The organism is Gemmatimonas sp. (assembly GCF_021298855.1).
GTDB lineage: Bacteria > Gemmatimonadota > Gemmatimonadetes > Gemmatimonadales > Gemmatimonadaceae > Gemmatimonas.
Map to the genome: position 1 here is coordinate 128,669 of NZ_JAJTHI010000022.1, position 25,104 is coordinate 153,772.

The following is a 25,104-nucleotide window of genomic DNA, read 5'->3' on the forward strand; positions in this document are numbered from 1 at the left end:
GCTGAAGGCGAGGGTTCTGCGCGTCCTCAACGGTGGAGCAGGCCGATGTCCAGCGCGAATCGCACATACTCCGTGCGGTGACGAATCCCCAGCTTCTCCTCGATGCGTTCCTTGTAGGTCTCGACAGTCTTGTTGCTGATGCCCAACTGCTGCCCGATCTCGACGCCGCCGAATCCGCGCGCGGTGAGTTCCACGACGGTACGTTCACGTGTACTGAGGGCTGCCAATCCATCGCCGGCGGCGCTGCGCGGCTGCCGGCGCTGCAGGGCACGCTCGCGCTCGCGCGCGGCAAGCAGGCGCGCCACGCGAGGGCGCACGTAGGTATCGCCGGCGGCCACGACGCGAAGGGCCTCGATCAGTTCGCTTTCGACGGCTTCCTTCGTGAGAAAGCCGGAGGCGCCGGCCTCGAGGGCGGGCAGCAGGAACTCCTCCTCCGAGTGCATGCTCAGGATGAGCACACGTGGCGCACGCTCCAGCGCCGACAGGACACGCGTGATCGCGAGCCCATCCTGCCCCGGCATGTTCAGGTCGAGTACCACGACATCGGGACCGAGGCGGGCGACCTGTCGTGCGATGTCTGTCGTGGCATCGCAATCCCCAACGATCTGGACGTCCGGGATGGCATGCAGGAGCAGGCGGAGCCCGGCACGGAAGAGCGCGTGATCATCAACCAGGAGCACCCGGATGGGCTCCGATGAGGCGGCGATGCCGCGCCGGGCGTACGGGCGCTGTACCAACGCATCGGCGAGTTGGAGCAGCCGATCATCCTGTGGTTCCGGACGCATAGCGCACGCTCTCGGATTGCTGGCCCAATTGGTGTCGGGTGTTTCCCGACCGTCGGCCCCGCACCGCCCTCGGACCGTACCGAGGCTGGCGGTTGAGGTGGCCGCGTTCTCCAACGGCCGCTCTCTCTGCATGACTCATGCCTCACCCACCGCGAGCCAGCGCACGGTGCAGCCCGCGACGCCCGCCGAGGCGCCGGTGTTCCTCCACACAACCCGTGTCGACGTGAGCCTGGTCAGCTTTCCCGGTGGGCGGTGGTCAGAACTGCAGCTTGAGGCGGTCATCCACGGCTGCGACGCCCGGCGCCGACCAGGCCGCCTGCTCCGCCAGCCCGCGGGCGAAAGACGAATGCACACGCCCCTTCAAGGTGACGCAGCCATCCACCACCTCGACCGCGATATCTGCTGCCTCGAGCTCCGCCTGTCGCTTCATCGCGTCCTCGATGCGATGGCGGACATCGGCGGGTGACGCGCTGGTCTGGAGAGTGAGCAGGTTGCGCACCCCGTGTACTCCCGTGAGTTCGCGCACCGTACGCGCGGCGGCCTTTCGCTGGAACTCCCACGTCACCGTCCCGTCGAGGGTGACCCAGCCTTCGTCCACGCGCACCTTGATCCGATCGGCGGGGACCTGCACGTTCCACTTGAGGGCCGAGACGACGGCGTGGGCGATATCGGTATCCGACCGTACGTGGGCGGTCGGAATGACCACGTGCAGTTCATCGGCCACGGCCTGTACGCCACGCACCCGCTCGGCGGCGCGCGCCGCGTTGGCCTTGACCGCGAACGAGTCGACGGTTCCGCCAAGCGTGACGACGCCGGACCTTACGATCACGGCAATCTCATTGTCGCGAACGCTCGGGTCCCACTCGAGTTCACGCCGGACCTGTTCGGTGATCTGCAAATCATTGAGCATGAGACGTCTCCTGAGGATGAGCGAGGGGCGCGCCGGGCACGGTGAGCGAGCCGGACGCCACTGCGGATGGCGCCGGGGTGAGATGTCGCTGGAACCAGCGCGCCACATGGTCGCCAAGCGCCAATTCCACGGGTGGCGACGGTGTGGGCGCATGAAAGACCCGCAGTTCGGCCTTTCCCGGCGCGCTCCGCACCGCCTGCGAGGCGTAGCGGAGCATGTGCACATCGTCGCGCGTGACCAGCAGCAGCGTCGGTAACTGGAGCGCCGGGAGGAACGGTCCGGCGATATGCAGGTACGGATCGATGAGCACCGCTGCCCGGGCGACATCCGGCCGCCTCGCGATCGCGTACACGAGGGATGTCGCATCCTCCTGGCCCGCCATGATCCCGAGCGGCAGGGCGCGCGTCGCGGGCCGAGTGGCGAGGTACGCGGCCACGTCGTCGATGCGCCTGGAGAGCAGGTCCACGTCATAGCGAAACGAGCCCAGCGCCCGCTTGCCATGGTCCTCCTCCGGCGTCAGCAGGTCCGCCATCACCGTGGCGATGCCCGTGTGGTGAAGAGTGGCCGCCAGCACATGATCCCGTGGACACTCCGCGCCAGGGTGACAGCCGTGCACGATCAGCACGAGGGCGCGGGGAGTCTCCGGCAGGGTGATGACCGCGTGCAAGCCGACCGCCCCGGTCGGCAGTGTAATGCGCTGCGGTACGATTGCGCGTTCCCGTTCAGCAGCGCGGTGTTCCACTTCGTGGTCCACGGTGCGTTCACGTCCGTTGCCCATACGGCTACGTCTGCTCTGAAACGAGGCCGCGTTGCACGGCGCCATTCACGTTGGCCAGCAGCAACGATGGGGCGGAGATGCGCTCGACGAGCGTCTCGATCGTTCTGGGCTCCATGGGTCCGAGGGTGAGCGCGAGGTCGCCCTGGCTCACCACTCCCGAAACCGCCCCGTCCGGTCCCATGATGGGCAGCCGGCGGACCTGGTGCGCTCCCATGAGGCTGACCAGGTCATGGACCTCCGCGGACTCCGGGGCAGACACCAGCGGGAAAGAGCTCATGACGAAGCGGATGGCAAGTTCGGGGCCGCGCCCTTCGGCCAGAGCGCGAAGCATGAGATCGCGATCCGTCACCACGCCGACGAGCTTGGCTGGGACAGACTCGTCGACCACGGGGAGGAATCCGATGTTCCGGTCGCGCATCAGCGCGGCGGCCTCCCCCACCGAGGTGCGGGGAGTGACCGTGTAGACTGTCCTCGACATCACGTCGCGTGCACGCATGACTGACTCCGACAAAATGGAAGGCGGCGGGATCGCCGCAGCGGGGTGAGGTTGCACGCAACGTGCGATGGCGGAGGTTCGTTCGCCGTCAGGCCCCGTCCGAAGTCTGTCGGTTCCGCTCCGACCACCCAGCCGCCGTGCATGCCGGCGTTTATCGGACGGCATGTCGGAGTCCGCCTGATATGCGGATTCAGCCATCACCCACACCATGGGGATACTCGACGAGCTTCCTTGCGTTCACCGCGGTGGCTTCACCGCACGTCTCGTGGACTGACGACCATGCCCAGCTTGTCCGCCCTATCTTCGCTGGAACGCGCGTTGCGCTCCACGCTGGTCTTGAGCGTGTATTGTCGGAGCGACGCCGAAGACCCGGCAGCACGCACGGTGTGGCGTGCGGAGCTGCTGCATCGACTCTCGGCCCTCGCACGCGAGCACCACGCGGATGGTCATGCCAACCGTGAAGCGCTGCGCACGGCCGTGGCGCACGTGTCGGCCGCTGTGGATGCCATACCGGCCGCCACCTTGATGCCGGGGTGGGTGGCCTTCGCCACGACCGAGGGCGTGCACTTCGCCGAACCGCTCCTGGTATCGGTGGCACCGGGTGCGTGGTGGGGCGTGGGGCCGCGTCTCGCGCCACTGGTCGTGGCGTTGCCCCGACGCCACCCCAGTGTGGTCGCCGTGGTGGATGCCCGAGCGGTGCGGCTCTACGCCGTGGAGCCGGGTGGTGTGCAGGCCGTGGAGACCATACAGGCCGAGCAGCGACCAGGCGCGGGTCGCCACATGGGCGCGCCGCCTCAGCCGGGCTTTCACCCGGGTACGCGCGGCGACGTGGGGGCCGACACGGCCGAAACGGCAAAGCACGCGAGCGGTTTGCGCATGATCGCGCGCGCGGTCCAGCGCCTCGAGGAGTTGGCGGGCCCCGACGGCTGGATCCTCATCGGTGGCACGCACGATGCGGCGAGCGGCTTGGCCAAGCGACTCTCTCCGGAGGCGCAGCTGCGCATGCACCTGCTCCGCGGTCTGGATGTGCACGCGACCCCGGCGGTGATTCACGCGCATGCGGGGCGTGTGCTCACGGAACTCGAGTTGGCCGCCGACCAGTTGATGGTGGCGGAGTTGCTCGAGCAGGATGCTGCCGGCGGGCTGGGCACGACGGGGGCGCCGCGCTCGCTCTCTGCGCTGGGCGTCGGCGCGGTCGATCAGCTCACCGTGACTGAGTCATTCATCATCGAGCATCCCGAGCTGGCGGAAGAGGCCGTGCGGTTGGCACTGACCACGCATGCCCGCATCGGATGCGTGCGTGGGGAGGCCGCCGTGGAGCTGCATCGTGCAGCCGGCGGCATCGCCGTGCGGCTGCGCTATGCGCCCACCGCGTGGACCGCCAGCCGCGCCTCCGCCACCGTCGAGCACGGTCGGGATGTCTTGGGCACAGTGTGAGTGCGCACTCCTGCGCATCGGTCCGTCCGACACGACGTCGGATTGCGACTGATAGGCGCTCCCCCGCCCGTTCTCAAGGTTGGTCGTGCGCTCGCCAACGACGCCGGCGCATGAAGCCGGAGGGCGGCGCCCTCCACCGCACTGCCATTTCGCCCAGGGGCCAATCATGACCACCGTCACCCGCACCACGCTCGCCTTGTCGGCCCTCGTCATCCTGGGCGCCTGTACGCGTGAGCCGGAGAGCGTCAACGATCAACAGGTGGCCGCACGCATCCCCGTCGACACGCCGGTGGCATCCCCGCCACCGGACCTGGTCGACTCCGCCACCGGTGTCCTGGCGCGTCGCGTCGAGCCGCAGCAGTACTTCGACGCGACCCGGGCGGCGTTGGCAGCGAAGGAACCCGAGAGAGCCCGCAGCGGTCTGCTCGCCGCTGCGCGCTTCCTCGACCGCCAGGCGGACAGCAGTGCGGGTGCGGTCCGCGAACAGCTGCGGCTGGTCGCGCGTGACATCGACACGCTCGCGGCGGCAGTGGCGCGGCAGCGCGATGTGTCGGCGCGGCGTCTCGACCATGTCGTTGCGCGCGCGAATCTCGCTGAATCGGACCGGCACCTGGCGCGCGTGGCGTCGGCATGGACCGCCAGGGACACGGCGCGTACGGCAGATGAGCTGCTCATGGCCGCCGATCATCTCGAACGGGCGGCCACCGACGGCAGGATTCCCGAGAACAAGGCGCGTTCCGCCGCGACCGCAGCGGCCCGGTCACTCGCAACCGATCTGCTGCAGCGGCAGCCTGATGCGCCCGATCGCCTGCCGCGCACGCAGGACGCGCTGCGCGCGGCGAGTCGCGCCGTCCACGACCGACTGCAGTCGAGCGCGCCGTGAACGCGTCCGTGGGGGCGCCACACGCCGTGGGGCAGGCGCAGCGCGTGCCACGCCTCGCCTACATGGTCTGGTGTGCGAGCCTGCTCGGCGCGAGCGGGTGCGCGTCCGCCGTCCTGACGCCAGCGCCGGAGGCGCGTGTGGTTCCGGGCACCGCCAGCGCGGCCATGAGCGAGGTCGCCGGGGTGCGGGTCACCGTGCAGGCCGATGCTTGGGAGGGGGTCCGGTCGGTGACCGACCGCGTCCACCCACTGCGGGTCACCATCGAGAATCGCAGCGCCTTCACGGTGCGCGTGCGCTACGGTGATTTCGCGCTGGTGGCGGCGAACGGTGTCCGCAGGCCGGCGCTCCCCCCAGTGCGGGTCGAAGGGGACCTGCTGTCCCCGATGCTCGCGCCTGGACTAGCGCCGATCATCACGCCGCGCTTCAGCTATCGACGATTCTACGTGGCACCGTACTTTGCGCCGCTCTATCCCGGGGTGCCGGTGTACGGGCGGCCGTACGTGCTCTATGATCCGGGGTACTATGCCTTCTGGCATGTCGACTTCACGCGCGCGGTGCGTTCCTCGGTGGAGGTGCTCTCCCTGGCCCTGCCGGAAGGCGTGATCGAGCCGGAGGGGCAGGTGGCCGGGTTTCTCTACTTCCGCACGGTCGATCCGGATGCCGGCCAGGTGGTCTTCCGTGCGGCGATCGTGGCCGTACATGGTGAACGCGACGCCGTGGGCGGAACCGTACTCGGCGAAGTGGCGGTACCGTTCACCGTGACCAAACGGCGATGACGCGGGAACCGGCACCGCAAGGGGGCCTCCAGGCCTAGAGCGCCGACGGGTACGTCTCCGGTGGCTCCGCGCGTGCCCGCGTGCCCATGTGCTCCAGCGGTTCGACGGCGCGCGTGGTGTCGTAATGCAGCACCAGATCGAATTGCTCCGGGAGGCGGGCCTGGAAGTAGTGGCTTTGCCGCTCGGTGTGCGGGCGGTAGATCACGCCAATGGCACGTTCGAGTCGCGGCATGCGCAAGGCCGCGACCGCATCGTTGTCGCCGGTGAGGTCCACGAGGAAGTTCGGGGTCGCGCGTTCGCCCGAGACCTGATGGAAGAGCCATTCGTAGCTGCCGGCGAGCGCCGGACACACGGGGACGCACTGCGCCGGCTCATCCCAGTTGGAGGCCGCCGTGACCGACCCGGTATAGGTGGTAAAGCCCACGAGGCAGGCCGCGGCACCGAATCGTTCCCTGGCGAGCTGCCCCACGTTGATCTCCCCCATCGCATGCATCTCGGTGGCGCGCGCATCACCCAGATGGGAGTTGTGCGCCCAGAGCACCACGGCGGCGCCCGCCCGCGAACGCGCGTGGAAATCCACGATCCGCTCGACCGTTTCCATCATGTGTCGGTCGCGAACGTTCCATGACTCGGTGGGATGGCCGAACATCGCGCGATAGTATCGCTCCGCGTTGCGGACGAGCCGGGCGTTCTGTTCGGCGAAGAAACGGTCCTCCTGCGCCGCCAGACCGTCGCGTCGCAGGAAGGCGTCGGCCTGCCGCTGCATCTCCTCGAGCTGTGCCAGCACCGCGGCTTCGCAGTCGGCGTGCAAGCCCAGCGCCGCGAGCCGGCCGTACCGCTGCGGGTTTCGCCCACCCACCTCGAGACAGGCATAGCGCGCACGTGCGCGCCGGGCCGCCTCGGCATCCACCGTTTCGAGATACCCCACCAGCGCCTCCATGGAGGCGTGCAGGCTGTAGAGGTCCATACCGAAGAATCCCACGTGCTCGGCGGCGGGACGCGCCCCATTGTAGGCGCGCAGCCAGCCCACGAAATCGAGCACATCGGCGTTGCGCCACATCCACTGCGGGAAGCGCCGGAAGCCGGCGAGGGCGTCGGTCGCCTGGTCGTCGGCGTCAGGTCTCCAGGTCACGTGCCGATGCACACGCCACGCGTCCGGCCAGTCGGCCTCGACGACGACGGCGCCAACCTGCCCCGTGCGGATGAGGGCCTTCGTGATCTCGGCCCGGACGCGATAGAACTCGTGCGTGCCGTGCGAGGCCTCCCCCAACAGGATCAGGCGAGCGTGCTGTGCGCGCTGGAGGATCGGGGCGAAATCTTCTACTCCCCCCGAGAGCGTGCGGGCGGCACGCCGCACCGCCGCGACCGCATCGGGCGCGAGTGACTGCATGTCGGAATCCTCCTGCTGTCAGCGCTGACCGGATGCGGCTGGCAACTGGTGCTGCAGCCGCCGTTCGGACTCGGCCAGCAACGTGGCCACCTCCTCATCACTCGTCTGGCTGAACTCCGCATACCACGCCCCGACCGCGAACAGGTTGCCGGCTTCCACCACGCAAACACAGGCGTCGGCCTCGGTGCGCAATCGGGCGCAGCGGTCGGCCGCCCCGACGGGTACAGCCACGACGATCCGCCGGGCATGTCCCTGCCGCACCGCCAGCACCGCCGCTCGCATCGTGGCGCCGGTGGCGAGTCCGTCGTCCACGAGAATCACGTCACGTCCCGCCACGTCGAGTGGTGGGCGTTCGCCGCGATACCGCCGGCGACGGCGCAGCAACTCGGTGTACTCGCGCCGAATGACCCGATCCAGCAGCAGCGCGGCCGCCGGTTCGCGCTGGAGGAGGTCGTAGTCCACGACCTGGGCAACCTCGCCGTTCAGCGCCGCGATCGCGCCCATGGCCACTTCCTCGTTCCCGGGCAGCCCGAGCTTGCGCACCGGCAGGACGTCCAGCGGGGCGGCGAGCAGCGTGGCCACTTCGAAGGCCACCGGTACCCCCCCGCGTGGCAAGCCGAGCACGAGTAACGTGTGTGGGGCGGGTGAGGCATCGGCGACCGTTGCCACCATCACGGCCAGCTGGCGGCCGGCATCGCGTCGATCACGGAACACGTGGGCGGACATGCGCGCATCCTCCATGGAGCAGTACGATGTCCGATCAAATTGGCCATGGCCGGCGCGACGCGCCTTCCCGTTTGTCCGACATGGTGTCGGTTTTCGTCCGATGGTTCGGGCGCGCGGGGTTCCCCCGACAGTCCGAATGATGTCGAACCGATCGGATGACGCTCGCCAGCGAGCGGCCCCCCGGAACGTGCGCGAGCACGGCTCGGGGGGCCGCTTCGTGCGCGCCACTCTCGACGTCGCTGGCGTTCAGGAGACGGCGAAACGCTCCGCCATGCGGGCGATCGCCCACGCCGCCTGCTCGCGCACGATCTCGTGCTCGTGCTCGCGCATCGCCTCCAGCACGGCGAGATCCTCGTCGGAGCTGATGTTGCCCAGCACCACGCGCGCGTTGCGCTACGGCACTCGGATCGCACCACCCAGACTCGCGCCGCAACGCGCTTCTCTTGACGATACCGCACCCGCGCGACAAGCTCAGCGCCGAGGCCTGAGAGACTTCCCTTGCCGGTGAGGTGCAGATGCCGCTGTCGCCGACCTCATTGACGGCATGGTCCGTCTCGTCCGAACGCTGGAGTACGCTGGGAACGATCGCGTCCGAGCACCGGCTGGTGCGCGTGCTGCTGCTGGTGCTTGGTCTTCTGGGGCCATTGAACCTGCCGTTCTCAGTTCCTCCGCTTGGCCGCGACGCCAGTCCGGGATGGTTCGCCGCCTCTGCCATACCGAGCCCATACGCATTGGAGTCGGCGACAGGCACGAGTGCACCTCTTCGGATCACTCGGGTGTCCCGTCGCGCGCGTCAGGCAGGGGTGCTCCCCGGCGACGTGCTCCTGGCCGTCAACGGAGTACCTGTCACGCTCGCCACGCTGGCCGAACACCGTGCGCGCGCCGTAGGCAACCTCGTCACGCTCGATCTTCAGCGGCGCGCCGACAGCGTGCGGGTGCGCGTGCAAGTGGACGCCGCCACGATCGGATATCGGGTCTACACTACATATGTACTCTTGCTGACCTGCCTGAGCTGGCTGGTCGGCATGGCGCTCATTGCTTCACGAGGCTCCACCGGCTACGGGTTGCTGACGGGGACGGCGCTGCTGCTGATTCCTCCCATTGGATTCTCGAGCGGCGTTCCCGGGGCGGGGCTGCTCCTGACCTCGGTACGCTGGTTGTGGCACATGGAGGCGTCCGCCTTTCGCCTGTTTGTGCCTGCACTGCTGCTCCACGCGTTGGCCGTCGCCGCTCGGCGCCCGACGTGGTGCTCGCCTCGACTCTGGGTGGGCGTGTACACCCTGCTCGGCGCCCTGCTGCTGCTCGTGACGGATCTCGGTCGGGATCCGCTGGCGTGGGCCCGGCCGGGGATCCTCCGGGATCTCCGCATGCTCGTGGGGTTTCTGCTGGAAACCGTAACGGCGCTCAGCGCCGCGTACATGTTCCTGCGATCGGAGGTGTCGCAGGGTGTCACCATGCGCATCGTGTACGGCGCCATCGCCGCCGTGATGAGCTCGGCATCGCTCTTCTCCTCGACAACCCTGATGTTCGGCCCATGGCCGGGAGAGGAGTTCGTCTCGGGGGTCAACTCCGTTGCCACGCTCTTCCTGCCACTGGCGCTCGCCCTTCACTTCTTCTCGCCCGAGCGCCTGGATGATCGCGTTCGCAACGCGCCCGCCCTCGCGACATGGGGCTTTGCCGTCATTCTGTCGGCGGTACATGGGCTGGTCATCTTTGCGTCCGTCGCTGTCGTGCTCAATGGCTCCGGCCAGGATCTTGGTGGCAACGAGTGGCTGCTGTTCTCGACCGTGGTCGCCGCGACCCTGCTCCCGGCACCGGCGTTCCGATGGCTGCGTGCCACCGTCGATCGGCGGCTGATGTCCCGCTGGGTGCGGGCCGAGTCCAATGCGCAGGAGTTCGTGTACGAACTCAGCCAGGAACTCGATTCCACCCGCATCGCACGGCGCATCGAGGAAGAGATTCCCGCGCTGCTCGATGTCTCGTCGGCCGAGCTGTTCCTGGTCGGCGAACCAGGTCATCCCATCTCCGCGACCGCTCAGCATGGGGCTGGGACCGATGTACAGTTCGTCTCCGTAAGCGAACTCGAGGCGATGCGCGCAGCCGACACGCAGGAGGGCGTCACCGTGTTCCCGGTCTGGGGACTGGACGGCGTGCCGATCGCTGTGCTGCGCATTGGCGCCCGCACGGACGGCCGTCCCATCGATCTTCCGGCGCGAGTGCTCATTACGACCATTCGTCAGGGGGTAGGCGCCGCCCTGGCGGCTGCCAAGGCGCATATCGATTTGCGTCGCGCGGGACAGGAACTCGCGACGGCTGAACGCATCGCCGCCGTCGGTTCGCTTTCCGGTGGACTCGCGCACGAGATCAAGAATCCGCTGGCGGGGCTCAAGATGGGCGTGTACGTGCTGCGCCGGGACGGTGTTGACCCCGTGAAGCTGCAGCGGCTCGAACGCGACGTGGGTCGTATCGATGACCTGGTATCCGGCCTGTTACGCTTCACCAGTGACCGAGCCGATCACGGCGACGAAGTCCGTCTGGTCGATCTGCGACTCGTGGCCGCCGCGTGTGTCCGCGAACTGCGGGCCGGTGCCGAGGACCGCAGCATCGAGGTGATCGAGGAGTACCCGGAGGAGGTCGTACTGCAGCGGGGAGCGCTCCTGCAGTTTCGCCTGATCCTCACGAATCTCCTCTCCAACGCGGTCGAAAGCATCGGGGCGGTTGGCCGCGTGGTGCTGACGCTCCGTACGGAGAGTGACGTCGTGACACTGACGGTGAGTGACACGGGGTCGGGCATTCCGCCCGGTATTGTGCAACGCGTGTTCGACCTGCATTTCACCACGAAGCAGAGCGGCACGGGCATCGGCTTGGCGCTCGTGCGCCGCGAGGTGGAACGGCTCGGGGGGTACGTCGAGGTCGTTGAGACATCCACTCGCGGGACGACGCTGCGCGTTTCACTGCCTCGCAGTACGGAGGCACTGGTCTACGAGGAAACGGTTCCCCATGACGAAGCCGCTGTTCCTGATCATCGATGATGAGCGAAACTTCAGTGAGTTCCTGAAGGAGGCGCTGGAGGGGGAAGGATACGAGGTGGCGCTGGCTGGCACGGCCAGGGCGGGCCTTGAGCTGGCGCGGAAATCCCTTCCCCGTGTCGTGCTTCTCGACCAGAACCTCCCTGATCAGCAGGGGTTGGCACTGTTGCCCGAGTTCCAGCGGCTGGCATCCGTTCCGGTCGTGATCGTGATAACGGCGCATGCGGAGGTCGGCTATGCCGTGACGGCGCTCAAGGCCGGCGCATTTCATTACCTGCCGAAGCCGTTCGCCTTCGATGATCTGCTGGCCGTGCTGGCACAGGCTGCGATCACCAATGACCTCCTGTCGCCGACGTCGAGCAATGCGGCCATGCAGTCGATCATCGGCACATCGGCCGCCGTGCACGAACTCCGGCGTCAGCTGGTGCGCATCGCGGCCAGTCCTGTTCCTGCGGTTCTGCTCGAGGGCGAATCCGGCACGGGCAAGGAGCTGGCCGCGCGGGCCATCCACGACGCGAGCGCGCGGCGGAGCGCGCCCTTCGTGGCGGTCAACTGTGCGGCGTTGTCCGAGACGCTGCTGATGAGCGAGCTGTTCGGACACGAGCGTGGGTCGTTCACGGACGCCCGTCAGCAGAAGAAGGGCGTCTTCGAGCTTGCCCACGGCGGGACGCTGCTGCTCGACGAAGTGAGCGAGATGGGGGTGCGTGCGCAGGCAGCGCTGCTGCGTGCGCTGGAACAACGTAGCTTCACCCGAGTCGGTGGGCAGAGTGAAATCAAGGTCGATGTGCGCGTGATTGCCGCCTCCAATCGCGATATGCGTCAACTGGTCTCCACAGGACAGTTTCGCATCGATTTGTATCACCGGCTGAATGTGGTGCGCGTGATGCTGCCGTCACTCCGGGAACGTACGGTGGACATTCCGCTGATCGCGGAGCATCTCTCGCGCTCCATCGCGCTGAGTTACGGCGAGTCGGTTCGGCCTGTGACACCGGCGGCCGTCGCGGCCCTCGAGGGGTACGAATGGCCGGGAAACATCCGGGAGCTTCGCAATGTGATCGAGCGTGCCTATGTGATCAGCGGTGGTCCGCAAGTGGAGCTGCGGGACCTTCCGGATGAGTTGCACCCTGTGCCCGCTGCCATCCAGACCGGCGATGTAGCCGTCCGGAGCGCGGAGTCGGGCCGCTTTCAGGATGCGAAGCGCGAGGTCGTGGAGCACTTCGAACGCGGCTACCTGCTGGAGGCGCTGCGGAAGGCTGGTGGGAACGTGACGATTGCCGCCGAGCGCGCAGGGGTGCTCCGGCAGGTCTTTCAGCGCATGCTGCTGCGCCATGGCATCACCCCCACGGACTTCCGCGATTCCACCAGCACACGCGTGCGTCACCCCGAATGACTTCCCGGTACTGCACCAGAAAAGGTGCGGTGACTGGCGCACAATAGGTGCGATACGGATCGCGGCATAATGGGTGGCGATGGCAGAGGGCCAGCCTGTCGAATGCCACCAACTCTCGGCGCATCAACGGCTTGCGCGGCTGACCCGGGGGAGGCAAGGGCGGCGGACGGGACTGGCACGTCGTGTGCCTTCGAGGTGAGTGCACGCTTCCGCCCACCGCCATCCCCGCGAGGTTCCCCGTGCGAGTCCCGAGCGCGACTGCCGCCACCCTGTGCTTCACGCTCTGGCAGGCGGGTGCCACACTCGGTGCGCAGGCTCCAACGCGCGCCGCCGCGATGATGACGCCGCTCACGGCAGACCAGATCCAGTCGGTCACCTCCATGATTGCCGGTCGCGACGCCCCGATGTGGCATCCGGACGGAACGCGACTGGCGTTCCTCGGCAGCATGGGCGGGCCGATCGGCCTCTGGGAAGTGGATCGCGATGGGGGCCTGCCGCGCCAGCTGATCGCCGACCTGTCGCTCACCGGTGTCGGGTCGACGGCCTCGCAGAACCCGCGCTGGTCACCCGCGGGTGACGTCGTGGCCTATGTCTCGAGCAAGGGGGGCGCGCCGGAAATCTGGCTCTGGTCGGCGCAGACCCGGCGCGACATACCCCTGACATCGCTCGGCGGCCGCATCAACTCGATGAACTGGTCACCAGATGGCCGCCGGATGGCGTTCGCCGCCGATCGCTACGGGAGTGAGGACATCTACGTCGTGGAGCTGTCGTCGGGTGCCGTGACGCGCCTGACGAGTCATGCCGGCCATGAAGTGTTCCCTACCTGGACGCCCGACGGACGGTTCGTGCTCTTCGATCGCCTGGACGATCGCTGGATCGATCACGAGGTGATGGCCGTGCCGGTGGACGGGTCGTCAGCACCGCGGCTGATCGTTCGTGATACGGGCTTCTTCGACTATCGGGGCGGTGTGGCGTTCGGCTACGCCGACGTGGCACCGGACGGCAAGCGCGTCCTGTTTCGGTCGCAGCGCAGCGGCTGGCTCAACTACTGGACGGTTCCGTTGGCCGGCGGCACACCAACGCCAGTCGCTCCCGAGCAGGCCGAGCAGAGCGAGGCCAGCTGGTCGCCCGATGGCCGGCAGCTGGCCTTCGTCTCCAACCGGAACGGGACGCTGCGCCTGTTCGTGGTCAGCAGCGACGGCGGCCCGCCGCGCGCGCTCGTCTCGCCAACGGATGGGGTGGTGTCGAAACCCGTCTGGTCGCCCGACGGCAGCCGCATCAGCTACATGATGGGCACGACGACCGCGGCGGCCGACCTCTTCATCGTGGAGGTCGCCAGCGGGCGGAGCACACAGGTCACCCACTCGATGCCGGCCGCGATCTCTCCGGGCGCGCTGATCACGCCGCGCAAGGTCACGTATCCGAGCACCGACGGCTTCACCATCAACGCGTACCTGTATGAACCGCGCGGGGTGCGCCAGGGCGAGCGCGTCCCCGCCCTCGTGTGGGTGCATGGTGGTCCCACCTCGCAATTCATGGACACGTACCAGGCACAGGTGCAGTTCTTCGCGCAACGCGGGTACGCCGTGCTGCTGCCCAACATCCGGGGAAGCTCCGGATACGGACGTGCCTTCGAGGATGCCAACAACGGCTGCTGGGGACACTGTGACCTGAAAGACATCGTGGCCGGCGCCGAGTATCTCAAGTCCCTGCCGTATGTGAACGGCGGCAAGCTCGGCATACATGGCGTCAGCTATGGCGGATGCATGACCATGTCGGCCATCGTGAACGCGCCAGGGCTGTTCCAGGCAGCGATCCCGGAGTCGGGCTACGGCGACTGGGTGAAGTTCCACGAGTGGAACGACGAGCTGCAGCACACCAAACTGCTGGCGTACGAGTTCGGCGCATTCCCCGATAGCGCCGCCGTGTACCGGCGCAACTCGCCCATCTACAACGTACGCCGCGTAACCACGCCGACCTACCTCATGCACGGCGAGGGCGCGCGCACGCCGTGGCGGCCAGGGCAGGCCAGCGTGCCGGCCTCACTCGACTTCGCGCGGGCACTCGACGCGGAATACAAGATCTTCCGCTACAAGGCCTACCCTGGCGAAACGTACTACGTCACGTCCCGCGCCAATGTCCGTGAGAAGCTCGGGGACATGCTCGGCTTCTTCGATCAGTTCCTGAAGGACAACGTCTCCGACGCGCCATCAGCGTCTTCACGCTCACGGGAGTGACAGGCATGCAGACCATCGGTGTTGATGACCGGGTGCGGCGGTCGGTGGGAAGGGCGCCCCGAGCCCTGCTCGGTGCGCTCACCGCGCTCATGGCGGTGACGGGCGTGACGCCCGCCCGTGTGACTGCTCAGGCCGGGGGGCGCTTCGCGGTACGCTTTCCCGCATCGCTCAATGCTGCTCCCATTACGGGTCGTCTGTTCGTGGCACTCTATCAGCGGAACGACGTCGAGCCACGCATCGCGGCGTATCAGTCCGCGCGCACGCGAATCGGCCGCGTGCCGTTCTTCGCGATCGATGTCGAGCAGCAGGCGCCGGGCACGTGGGCCATGCTGAACGACAATGCCGTGGGATACCCCTATTGGAGCATCCGCGACATCCCCCCCGGTGACTACTATGCGCAGGCCGTCCTCAACGTCTACACCCGGTTTGCCCGGGCCGACGGGCACACCATCTGGGCACATCAGGATCAGTGGGAGGGACAGCGGTGGGCCTTCTCCCCGGGGAACCTGATCAGCACACCGGTGAAGGTGCGCGTGGATCCGACGCGGGGTTTTGTCATCCGCCTCGACCTCGACCGGAAGATCCCCCCGATCGAGGTCGAACCGGATACCCGCTGGGTGAAGCGCATCAAGTTCGAGAGCCCCCTGCTCACCAAATGGTGGGGGCATCCGCAGTATCTGGGCGCCACCGTGCTGCTGCCGAGGGACTACGACGAGCACCCGGAGACGCGCTATCCGGTAGTCTTCGTCCAGGACCACTTCAGCCTGGCCGCGCCGTTCAACTTCACGACCGCGGACACACCATCCACGCCAGGGCTCAATCTGGCGGCGCCCGGAATGTGGTCCGCTGCCGAAATCGGGCGGCCGGTCGGCGGTGCCGGTAAGCGGGAGTCCGGCTTCGAGTTCTACCAGCAGTGGGTCCGCGACGACATGCCGCGGATGATCGTGGTCAAGTTCCAACACCCGACGCCGTTCTTCGACGATTCGTACGCCGTCAATTCGGCCAACAACGGGCCGTACGGCGACGCCATCCTGAAGGAACTGATCCCGGAGTTGGAGAGGCGCTTTCGCATGATTGCGGAGCCGTATGCCCGGGTGCTCACGGGCGGCTCGACCGGCGGATGGGAATCGCTGGCCCTGCAGGTCTATCATCCCGACTTCTTCGGCGGGACCTGGACCATGTACCCCGACCCCGTCGACTTCCGTCGCTATCAGCTGGTGGACATTTACCGGGACACGAGCGCCTTTCTCGTGCCGAATGCCGCGCCAGGTGCCCCCGAGCGCATGATGCAGATGAGCCCGGAGGGCCAGCCCGTGGCTACCATGCGGCAAATCTCCCAGATGGAACTCGCGTCGGGAACGCGTGGCCGCTCCGCGGCCCAGATCGACATCTGGAATGCCACCTATGGTCCCGTGGGGCCGGATGGATACCCACGCCAGCTGTGGGATTTGCGCACGGGCAAGATCGATCACGAGGTAGCGATCTACATGCGAGAGCATGGATACGATCTGCGGCACTATCTCGAGACCAACTGGTCGCGCATCGGGCCCTCACTCGTCGGAAAGCTGCACGTGCTCACGGGAGACATGGACGACTTCTATCTCGGGCCGGCCGTCTACCTGCTCGAGAGCTTCCTGGAATCCACGAAGTCTCCCCATTACGGCGGAAGCTTTCGCTACGGGCGCCCCATGAAGGGCCATGGATGGCAACCCATGACCAACGCGGATCTGCTCCGCGAGATGGCCGCACACATCGCTCGCAACGCGCCCGCGGGGGCGCCGGTGCAACGATGGCGCGATTCGCGCCCGACTCCCTGAGTCGACGCGGGTGCTGCCGCACCGTCGCGCCGCACGGCAATCGCGGGTGCCCACACGATGTACACGCCGGATGACCTCTCCATTCACTTTCGAGGACCCCATGCACCTCCCCTGGCTGGCCCGAGCAGCACTCATCGTGCTCTTGGCACATGTGGTGCCATTCGCCCCCACCTACGCGCAGGATGCGCGAGCGACCCGCCCACTGAGCGGGCGCGTCACCGAGGAAGGATCCGGCGCGCCCGCAACCCAGGTGCAGATCGTCCTTGGCGCCGTCGCCCTCGGTAGCACCCGCGACGACGGGACCTACAGCGTCCGTATCCCCAATGGTGCGGTGACCGTCACGTTTCGGCGCATCGGCTTCGTGCGCAGTGACCAGGCTGTTGCCGCGAACGTGTCAACCCTTGACGTGGTGCTGCGGCGCGACCTGCTGCGGCTCAGCGAGATGGTAGTGACCGGACAAGCCACGGGGATCGAGCGGCGCAACGCCGCCACGGCCATCGCCTCCGTGAGCGCGGCGGAACTCAATCGCGTCCCGGCACCCAGCGTGGAAACCATGCTCGCGGGGCGGGTACCCGGCGCGGAAATCTCGAGCAACTCCGGCGCGCCCGGCGGAGGCAACCAAGTGCGACTCCGCGGGATCTCCACCGTGATCGGTGCGGCGACACCTCTTTATGTGGTGGATGGCGTGATCATCAGCGATGCGACGATCGCGCCCGGCGTGTTCGCCGTGACCGGGTCGTCGGCCAATCCAGTCGTCGGTGGCCGGCAGGACAACGCCTCGAATCGCGTAGCCGACCTCGATCCGAACAGCATCGAGCGCATCGAGGTCCTCAAGGGTGCGACCGCCGCCTCCATCTACGGATCGCGCGCCAACAACGGGGTCGTCCTGATCACCACCAAACGCGGCAACCTTGGAAAGCCTGCGTATACCTTCACCCAACGCTTCGGCCGGCCGGAAGTCGCGCGAACCATCGGGCTGCGCCGATTCAATTCTCAGGCAGATGCCATCGCCACCTTCGGTCCGGCGGTGGGCGCCCTGTGGAAGGAGGGGGCATTCTTTGATCATGAGCGTGAGGTGTACGGCGAGACACCGACCTCATGGGAAAGCATCATGAGCGTCAGCGGGGGCAGCAACGACACCCGCTACTTCGCCTCGGGACTGCTCAAGGACGACGGCGGCATCATTGCGAACACCGGGTACCGCAAGCAGTCCCTCACGGTCGGCCTCGATCAGAACATCAGCAGCAAGCTCACGGCCCGCGTCACGACGAACCTGCTTGGCACGAAGACCGGTCGTGGCCTCACCAACAACGACAACCGCGGTGTGGCGCTGGGGCAGGCGCTGGCGCGGAGCCCGTCCTTCATCGACCTTCGACGCAATCCCGACGGCTCGTTCCCGCGAAACCCGGCGGCGCAGAGCAACCCCCTGCAGACTGCCGCCCTCAGCAAGAACGACGAGGTCGTGTATCGCGCCATCACCTCGGGCAACCTGACCTACAACGCCTTCACTCGCACCCGTCAGGATCTGCGCTTCATCGCCAGCGGTGGCGTCGACTTCTTCAATCAGCGCAGCAACATCCTCACGCCCCCGGATCTGCAGTTCGAGCCGCTCGACGGCCTCCCCGGGACGGCGGTGCGCTCCAACGCGCAAAGCCTCAACATGAACCTCAACGTCAGCGCGGTGCACACCTATCGCTCTGCGGGTGGCGGGCTGCAGGCGACGACCTCGATAGGCCATCAGTATGAGCAGCGCGGTCTGAGCAACTCACGCGTGGTGGCCCAGAACCTCATCGGGGGACTGGACAACATCGGCCGTGCGACCGCGGTGAGTGTGGCCGAGGATGACTCGCGCACGAACGACATCGGCATCAATGCCCAGGAGGAACTGCTCCTGCTTGATCAGAAGCTGTTCCTCGCCGCCGGCTTCCGTGCCGACCGGAGTTCGAACAACAGCGACCCGAACCAGTACTACTTCTTCCCGCGCGCCCAGGCCTCCTACCGGTTCGTCTCGCTGCCGTCGATTTTCGACGAACTCAAGGTCCGTCTCGCCACGGGACGTTCGGGCAACCAGCCCCAGTTCGGGCAGAAGTTCACGGAGTTCTTCGGCGGCAACATTGCGGGCCTGCCCACGATCGAGATCGGCAGTGGTGCCCAGACGGCCGACGCCAACCTGCGCCCGGAGATTCAGCGGGAAATCGAGACCGGCCTCGATCTCTCGATGCTGAAGGGACGCGCGGCCCTGGAATTCTCGTACTTCGACAAGCAGACCGATGATCTGCTGGTCACCGCGACGCTGCCGAACTCGACCGGGTACGGGTTGCGGATCTTCAATGGCGGATCGATTCAGACACGCGGGTACGAGGCGGCGCTGAAGGGCTTCCCCATCGTGACCAAGTCGTTCGAATGGAACTCCACCACGACGTTCTCCACCATCAACGCACGCGTACGCTCGCTGCCGGTTCCGCCGTTCCAGGCGCCCGGCTTCGGTACCACGTTCGGCGTCTTCCAGATCGAAGCCGGCAAGTCACTCACGCAGATCGTCGGCAATGACTCCCTCCCGACCGGGCAGGGGATCGTGACGCAGGTCGGCGATGCCAATCCCGATTTCCGGATGGGTTTCAGCAACTCGTTCCGGATGGGTCCCTTCAATCTCACGTCGCTGTTCGACTGGCAGCAGGGGGGCGAGGTCATCAACCTGACCCGCTATCTCTGGGATGCCTCGCGGAATGGCGCCGACTGCAACGACCTGGCGCCCCTGCCCAACGCCACGAACGAAACGATCTGTGCCCGGCGCCTTCGCACCTTCCCCCGGCAGACCCGCAACTACATCGAGGATGCGAGCTTCGTGAAATTGCGCGAGCTGACCCTCACGTACGACCTGCCATCCGCGCTGGTCCGTCGCGCCATGAGCCGAGCGGAGTCGGCGCGGCTCACGCTCTCCGGCCGAAATCTCCTGATCATCACCGACTACACCGGACTCGATCCCGAAGTATCCAACTTCGGCACCCAGGCGGTCTCCCGCGGCTTTGATGTGTCTCCGTATCCGCCAAGTCGCAGCTTCTGGTTCTCCATCGACGTGAGGTTCTGACCATGATCACTCTCCGGCACTTCCGTCGTGGTCGATTGTCGACTGCATTCGCCACATCCCTCGTGCTTGCCGCCGTGGGCTGTGGAGAGATCGATGTGGCAAACCCGAACAACCCGAGTGTGGATGGGCTGGTGCAGTCGCCGAACGCCACCAGCGCGTCGGCGCTCGCCACTGGGTTGCTGCGCGGGACCCGGGCCAACGTGGCCGAGGGGATTCGCTGGCTGGGCGCATTCGGGCGCGAAGGATATCCCATGTCGGTGACCGGGGCCTCGTTGCCAGGCAGCGTGCGGGATCCACTCAATGGCAACGGGTTTCCCGGCAACGTGCTCTACGCCGATCCGTACCGGAACATCCGGTCCGCCAACCTGCTGCTGGCGGCCATCAGCGACGTGGGCGCGTGGAGCGACGCCCAGAAGGAAGCGGCACGCGGCTTTGCCAAGACGATCCAGGCCTATGACTTCCTGCAGGTGATCGTGACCCGCGACGTGTTCGGCGCCCCGCTGGATGTCGGCATCGATCCCACGGCGCCGCCAGCCCCGATCGCCACGAAGGCGCAGGTCTACGCGCGCATCGCCACCCTGCTCGACGAGGCCAGGGGGCATCTGCAGGCGGGCGGCACCGCGTTCCCGTTCCCGCTCACCAGCGGCTTCAGCGGCTTCAACACCCCCGCCACGTTCCTCCGGGTCAACCGGGCGCTGCGGGCACGCGCCGCCGTGTACACGGACAACTGGCAGGTGGCCCTGACCGCGTTGAGCGAATCGTTCATCAGTACCACGGCGCCCCTCACCCTCGGGGCCTACCACGTCTTCTCGACCAATTCCGGGGACATCACGAACCCCAACTTCCGGCCGGACCTCCTGTTCGCCCACCCCCGACTGCGGACCGAGGCCAAGCTGCGCGCCGATGGCTCGCTCGACCTGCGTGCACAAACCAAGCTCGTGACCGTGCCCACGTTCACCGTGCAGGGCATCAGCTCCAATGTGCAGTTCACGATGTACAACTCGGCCACCGCGTCCATCCCGCTGATTCGCAACGAGGAGCTGCTGCTCCTGCGCGCGGAGGCCAATCTCGGGCTCGGAAACACGGCGCTGGCCATTCAGGACATCAACCTGGTGCGCACGACGGCCGGTGGTCTGCCGCCGCTCCCCAGCAACTTCTCCGGGGATCTCCTGACGGAGCTGCTGTACGACAAGCGGTATTCCCTCGTGTGGGAGGGAGGGCACACATGGATCGACATGCGGCACTATGGCCGCCTCGCCCAGATCCCCGTACGGGCCGCAGACCCCCGGCTCTTCCCGGCAATGCCCATCCCCGTGGCGGAATGCCAACCGCGTACGCCGCAGCCGACAGGATGTGGAATCGTCGACGGCATCACTCCGCCCCCGCAACCGTAAGGCAGGGACGCGCCGGGCACCCCGTGCGGGGTGCCCGGCACGCATCACCGTTTCCCATCGACACGAGGCGCACCCGGATGCGACACCCGCTAGTTTCGCTCGCCGCCCTTGGCGCACTGCTGAGTCCTCTCCTGAACGCCGGGACCGGCGCGCAGGGGCAACCCCTCAGCGCCAGTGACGTCACGTCGGTCCGCTCCATTGTCGGGGGCGTGGCGCCGCAATGGTCGCCAGACGGAGCGCGTCTGCTCATCGGCGGTGCGCTGGGAGGTTCGGATCTGTGGACCGTCCCGGCGGCTGGCGGTCTGCCAACGTCGCTCGATATCCAACTCGGCGAGATCGCCTTCCTGCAGTCGCATCAGCCCAAGTACGCGCCCAATGGTCAGTGGCTCTCGTACATCTCGAATCGCAACGGCCCTGCCGAGCTCTTCGTGCGCTCGCTGCGGGATGGGACGGAGATGCAGCTCACGAATCTTGGCGGACGCATCAACTCCTATTCATGGTCGCCGGACGGGAATTCCATCGCGTTTGCCGGCGACAAGTTCGGGCACTTCGATGTCTACACCGTCACGGTACCCGGCAAGGCCGTCGTGCGCCTGACCAACGACACCCGGTACGAGGTCTTTCCCACCTGGACCCCTGACGGGAAGCGGGTGGTGTACGCCCGCATGGACGAGCGCTGGCTCGAGCACGAGGTGCTCGAACGGTCCGCCGCTGGCGACGGACAACCGCGAACGATCGTGAAGGATGTCGACTTCTTCGACTATCAGGCTGGCGGGAATTTCGGCTATTCGCTGGTCTCACCAGATGGCAGCACGCTGCTGTTTCGTTCGCACCGCAGCGGGTGGATCAACTATTGGATCGTGCCGATGGCCGGCGGCGTTCCGCGGCCAGTCGCGGCCGAGGCGGCTAATCAGTCCGGCGCCCGGTGGTCGCCGGACGGAAAGTCGATCCTGTATCAGGCGCTGTGGAACGGGACACAGGACCTGCGGATCGTTGCCGCTGGCGGCGGCGCGCCGCGCGTGCTGGCAAAACCCGACGGCATGGGGGTGATCAGCAACGCGGAATGGTCACCCGACGGACGTCAGGTGAGCTTCACCCGCGAAACCCCGACCGAAGCGGCCGACCTGTTCGTCGTGAACACTGCGGGAGGTGCCCCCCGCCGACTGACGACCTCATCCACCGCGAGCCATGTCGCGAGCCGGCTCATCACGCCGAAAAAGGTATCGTACAAGTCCCCGGACGGCCTGACCATTCAGGCGTATCTCTACGAGCCCACGCTGGCACCCGGCAGCAAGGCGCCCGGCATCCTGTTCATTCACGGTGGACCGACCTCGTCATTCAACGATACGTATCAGGCGCAGGTGCAGTACCTGGCCATGCGGGGGTACGCCGTCCTGCTGCCGAACATCCGGGGCAGTTCCGGATACGGCAAGATCTTTGAGGACGCGAACAACGGCTGCTGGGGACGCTGTGACCTGCCCGATGTCACCTCCGGCGTCGAGTTTCTGAAGACGCTGCCGTACATCGAGCCCACGCGGATGGGCATCACGGGCACGAGCTATGGTGGATGCATGAGCCTCGCGGCCGCGGCCTTCGCTCCCGGCGTCTTTCAGGCGGCGATCGCCGCGTCAGGGTATGGCGACTGGCTGCACTTCCACGCAGAGCAGGAGTTGCGCCACGTGAAGCTCGTCGAGTACGAGTTCGGCGACTTGCCACAGGCCGCAGACAAGTACCGCATGTCGTCGCCGATCTTCTTCATGAAGGAGATCCAGACGCCGATCATGCTCATTCATGGCGTGGGGGCGCAACTTCCGCGCTCGGTGGCCTCCGCGACCTTTGCCGATCGCCTGGAAATGAACTACAAGCCGTTCACCTACAAGACCTATCCGAATGAGAACTACTACATTCGGCGTCGTGACAACATCCAGGTCATGCTCGGGGACATGGTCGCGTACTTCGACCAACACCTGAAGGACGGTATCCGGGAGCCGGCCCGCGCGCGCGAAGGCACCCGATGAGTCGCGCAACCGGCCTCCTGCTGATCACCGGCGCACTGCTCGGCACGCCACTTGGCGTGTCCCTTGGTGCGCAGTCGGCAGAACCTCGGGCGTTGTCTGCGCGTGAACTTACGGGGATACGGTCGGCGGTTGCGAGCGAGCCGCAGTGGTCGCCCGACGGCTCCACCCTGATGTTCAATTCGTCACTCGGTGAGGGGGGCCTCTGGGCGGTCCCCGCCAGCGGCGGATTCCCCACCGCACTCAACGTCAGGACCGGGGGCACCACGTTCCTGGGGTCGGCGCAGCCGGAATGGTCACCAGACGGCAAGTGGCTCTCGTACGTGTCGACCAAATCCGGAACGCCGGAACTGTGGCTGAGTTCCGTCGCCGATGGGCAGGAGCGCCAGCTGACGAACCTGGGTGGACGGATTGGGTCGTACACCTGGGCGCCCGATGGATCCGCCATCGCCTTCTCGGATGACAAGCTGGGCAACCATGACATCTGGACCATCCGGATCGCCGATGGGCATCTGCGCCGCCTGACGAATGGGCCGCTCCTCGAGGTCTCCCCGACCTGGACTCCCGACGGACGCCAGGTGGTCTACGTCCGACTCGACTCCACGTGGCGCAATCATGACGTGCTGGTCATGGCGCCCGACGGCAGTGGTCCGCGCGTCATCGTGCAGGATACGGGCCTGTTTGATTATCAGGCGGGAGGGGCGTTCGGCCCTGCGCAGGTCTCGCCTGCCGGCACACACCTGCTGTTCCGCTCGCAGCGATCGGGATGGGTCAACTACTGGGTGGTGCCCATGACGGGCGGAGAGGCTCGCCAGATTGCCGCGGAACCTGCCAATCAGAGTGGCGCACGCTGGTCGCCTGATGGTCGCGACATTCTGTATTTGTCGCTGCAGAATGGCACCCAGCACTTGCGGGCCGTGGCTTTGGCCGGTGGCGTATCCCGATCTGTGGCGTCGCCGTCGGGAATGGGCATGGTCTCGGCAGCCAACTGGTCACCCGATGGACGGCGGGTCAGCTATGTGCTGGCGTCACCGACGACCCCGGGAGACCTGTACGTCGTGCCGTTTGCAGGAGGGCAGGCCACTCGGCTGACGAACTCGGACCCTCCGGCGCACATCGCGCAATCGCTCATCGTACCGGAAAAGCTCACCTACCGATCGGAGGACGGCCTCGAGATTTCCGCGTATCTGTACCGGCCACGTGGGCTCGCCGTCAACGAAAAGGCACCGGGGCTGCTGTGGATTCATGGAGGACCCACGGCGCAGTTCAGCGACGCGCTGCAGCGTGACGTGCAGTTCTTCGCGATGCGTGGTTTCGCCGTCTTGCTGCCGAACATTCGCGGCAGCTCGGGCTATGGCCGTGCCTTCGAGGAAGCCAACAACGGCTGCTGGGGGCGCTGCGATCTGCCGGATGTTCTGGCGGGAGTCGCCGTGCTGAAGACGCTGCCCGAGGTCCGTTCAGACCGGATGGGCATTACCGGCACGAGCTACGGCGGATACATGAGCATGGCGGCCCCGGTCTTTGCGCCGAAGGTGTTCCAGGCGGCAATCGCCGCGTCCGGCTACGGCGACTGGGTCCACACTGTGGCCGAGCAGGAAACGCGGCACGTGAAGCTGCTGGAACACGAGTTTGGCCCGTTGAGCCGCAATCTGGAGAAATACCGCCGCAGTTCACCGATCTACGAGCTGGAGAATCTCGAGACCCCGATCATGCTGGTGCATGGCGCGGCCACCACCATTCCGCGATCCGACGCCTCCCGGTTGTTCGCCGACCGCCTCGAGATGCTGTACAAGCCGTTCGTCTATCGCACCTATCCCAACGAGAACTACTACATCTCCAACCGGGAGAACACGGTTGCCCTGCTCGACGATATGCACGGTTTCTTCACGCAGCACCTGAAGGATGGTGCCGTGCACGGCGATGCCCGTGGTCCGCGGCGCTAGGCGCACGCGC

Annotated in this window: 18 protein-coding genes; 11 read left to right on the top strand and 7 right to left on the bottom strand. The window is 66.8% G+C overall.

The window, feature by feature from the left end:
* Positions 1-26: 26 nt before the first annotated feature.
* The 4 genes from LW840_RS08660 to LW840_RS08675 all read right to left on the bottom strand — a co-directional run bounded on the left by LW840_RS08660 (position 27) and on the right by LW840_RS08675 (position 2,969).
* Positions 27-785, bottom strand: a complete 759-nt coding sequence (locus LW840_RS08660) for a response regulator transcription factor (RefSeq protein WP_291268627.1) — start codon at positions 783-785, stop codon at positions 27-29.
* A 256-nt stretch (positions 786-1,041) separates the two neighbouring features.
* On the bottom strand, positions 1,042-1,695 hold the full coding sequence (locus LW840_RS08665) for a BON domain-containing protein (RefSeq protein WP_291276816.1): 654 nt from the start codon (positions 1,693-1,695) through the stop codon (positions 1,042-1,044).
* Positions 1,685-2,473 (bottom strand): hypothetical protein, encoded by a 789-nt coding sequence (locus LW840_RS08670; protein WP_291261928.1) that lies wholly within the window; start codon positions 2,471-2,473, stop codon positions 1,685-1,687. Before LW840_RS08670 ends, LW840_RS08665 begins: the two co-directional genes overlap by 11 nt.
* Before the next feature lie 4 nt (positions 2,474-2,477).
* Positions 2,478-2,969, bottom strand: coding sequence for a CBS domain-containing protein (locus tag LW840_RS08675; RefSeq protein ID WP_291261929.1), 492 nt, complete (start codon positions 2,967-2,969; stop codon positions 2,478-2,480).
* A 279-nt stretch (positions 2,970-3,248) separates the two neighbouring features.
* On the opposite strand from LW840_RS08675, the gene LW840_RS08680 reads away from it, so the two are divergent.
* The 3 genes from LW840_RS08680 (at position 3,249) to LW840_RS08690 (ending at position 6,065) form a co-directional block, all read left to right on the top strand.
* Entirely contained in the window at positions 3,249-4,406 is a 1,158-nt protein-coding gene (locus tag LW840_RS08680; RefSeq protein ID WP_291276817.1) for a hypothetical protein, read from the top strand.
* A 166-nt stretch (positions 4,407-4,572) separates the two neighbouring features.
* Positions 4,573-5,289: a hypothetical protein gene (locus tag LW840_RS08685; protein ID WP_291268624.1), complete on the top strand. Its 717-nt coding sequence runs from the start codon at positions 4,573-4,575 to the stop codon at positions 5,287-5,289.
* On the top strand, positions 5,286-6,065 hold the full coding sequence (locus LW840_RS08690) for a hypothetical protein (protein ID WP_291261932.1): 780 nt from the start codon (positions 5,286-5,288) through the stop codon (positions 6,063-6,065). Before LW840_RS08685 ends, LW840_RS08690 begins: the two co-directional genes overlap by 4 nt.
* Positions 6,066-6,099: 34 nt before the next feature.
* Here the strand turns inward: LW840_RS08690 and LW840_RS08695 are convergent, their stop codons facing one another.
* The 3 genes from LW840_RS08695 to LW840_RS08705 all read right to left on the bottom strand — a co-directional run bounded on the left by LW840_RS08695 (position 6,100) and on the right by LW840_RS08705 (position 8,562).
* The gene (locus LW840_RS08695) at positions 6,100-7,455 is read right to left on the bottom strand and encodes an erythromycin esterase family protein (RefSeq protein ID WP_291276818.1); all 1,356 of its coding nucleotides are present in this window, start codon (positions 7,453-7,455) and stop codon (positions 6,100-6,102) included.
* 18 nt (positions 7,456-7,473) lie between these two features.
* Positions 7,474-8,181, bottom strand: a complete 708-nt coding sequence (locus LW840_RS08700; protein ID WP_291261934.1) for a phosphoribosyltransferase family protein — start codon at positions 8,179-8,181, stop codon at positions 7,474-7,476.
* A gap of 246 nt (positions 8,182-8,427) precedes the next feature.
* Entirely contained in the window at positions 8,428-8,562 is a 135-nt protein-coding gene (locus LW840_RS08705) for a hypothetical protein (RefSeq protein WP_291276819.1), read from the bottom strand.
* A gap of 395 nt (positions 8,563-8,957) precedes the next feature.
* On the opposite strand from LW840_RS08705, the gene LW840_RS08710 reads away from it, so the two are divergent.
* The 8 genes from LW840_RS08710 (at position 8,958) to LW840_RS08745 (ending at position 25,094) form a co-directional block, all read left to right on the top strand.
* Positions 8,958-11,213, top strand: coding sequence for an ATP-binding protein (locus LW840_RS08710; RefSeq protein ID WP_291276820.1), 2,256 nt, complete (start codon positions 8,958-8,960; stop codon positions 11,211-11,213).
* Positions 11,182-12,600, top strand: coding sequence for a sigma-54 dependent transcriptional regulator (locus LW840_RS08715; RefSeq protein WP_291266645.1), 1,419 nt, complete (start codon positions 11,182-11,184; stop codon positions 12,598-12,600). The genes LW840_RS08710 and LW840_RS08715 overlap by 32 nt, the downstream gene beginning before the upstream one ends.
* Positions 12,601-12,839: 239 nt before the next feature.
* Complete coding sequence (locus LW840_RS08720; RefSeq protein ID WP_291266646.1) at positions 12,840-14,837, top strand: prolyl oligopeptidase family serine peptidase; 1,998 nt, start codon at positions 12,840-12,842, stop codon at positions 14,835-14,837.
* A 5-nt stretch (positions 14,838-14,842) separates the two neighbouring features.
* Entirely contained in the window at positions 14,843-16,654 is a 1,812-nt protein-coding gene (locus LW840_RS08725; RefSeq protein ID WP_291261939.1) for an alpha/beta hydrolase-fold protein, read from the top strand.
* Positions 16,655-16,724: 70 nt separating this feature from the next.
* Positions 16,725-19,742, top strand: coding sequence for a SusC/RagA family TonB-linked outer membrane protein (locus tag LW840_RS08730; protein WP_291276821.1), 3,018 nt, complete (start codon positions 16,725-16,727; stop codon positions 19,740-19,742).
* A 2-nt stretch (positions 19,743-19,744) separates the two neighbouring features.
* Complete coding sequence (locus tag LW840_RS08735) at positions 19,745-21,136, top strand: RagB/SusD family nutrient uptake outer membrane protein (protein WP_291261941.1); 1,392 nt, start codon at positions 19,745-19,747, stop codon at positions 21,134-21,136.
* 77 nt (positions 21,137-21,213) lie between these two features.
* Positions 21,214-23,154: a S9 family peptidase gene (locus LW840_RS08740; protein ID WP_291266649.1), complete on the top strand. Its 1,941-nt coding sequence runs from the start codon at positions 21,214-21,216 to the stop codon at positions 23,152-23,154.
* The gene (locus tag LW840_RS08745; protein WP_291276822.1) at positions 23,151-25,094 is read left to right on the top strand and encodes a S9 family peptidase; all 1,944 of its coding nucleotides are present in this window, start codon (positions 23,151-23,153) and stop codon (positions 25,092-25,094) included. The genes LW840_RS08740 and LW840_RS08745 overlap by 4 nt, the downstream gene beginning before the upstream one ends.
* The last annotated feature ends 10 nt before the right edge of the window (positions 25,095-25,104 follow it).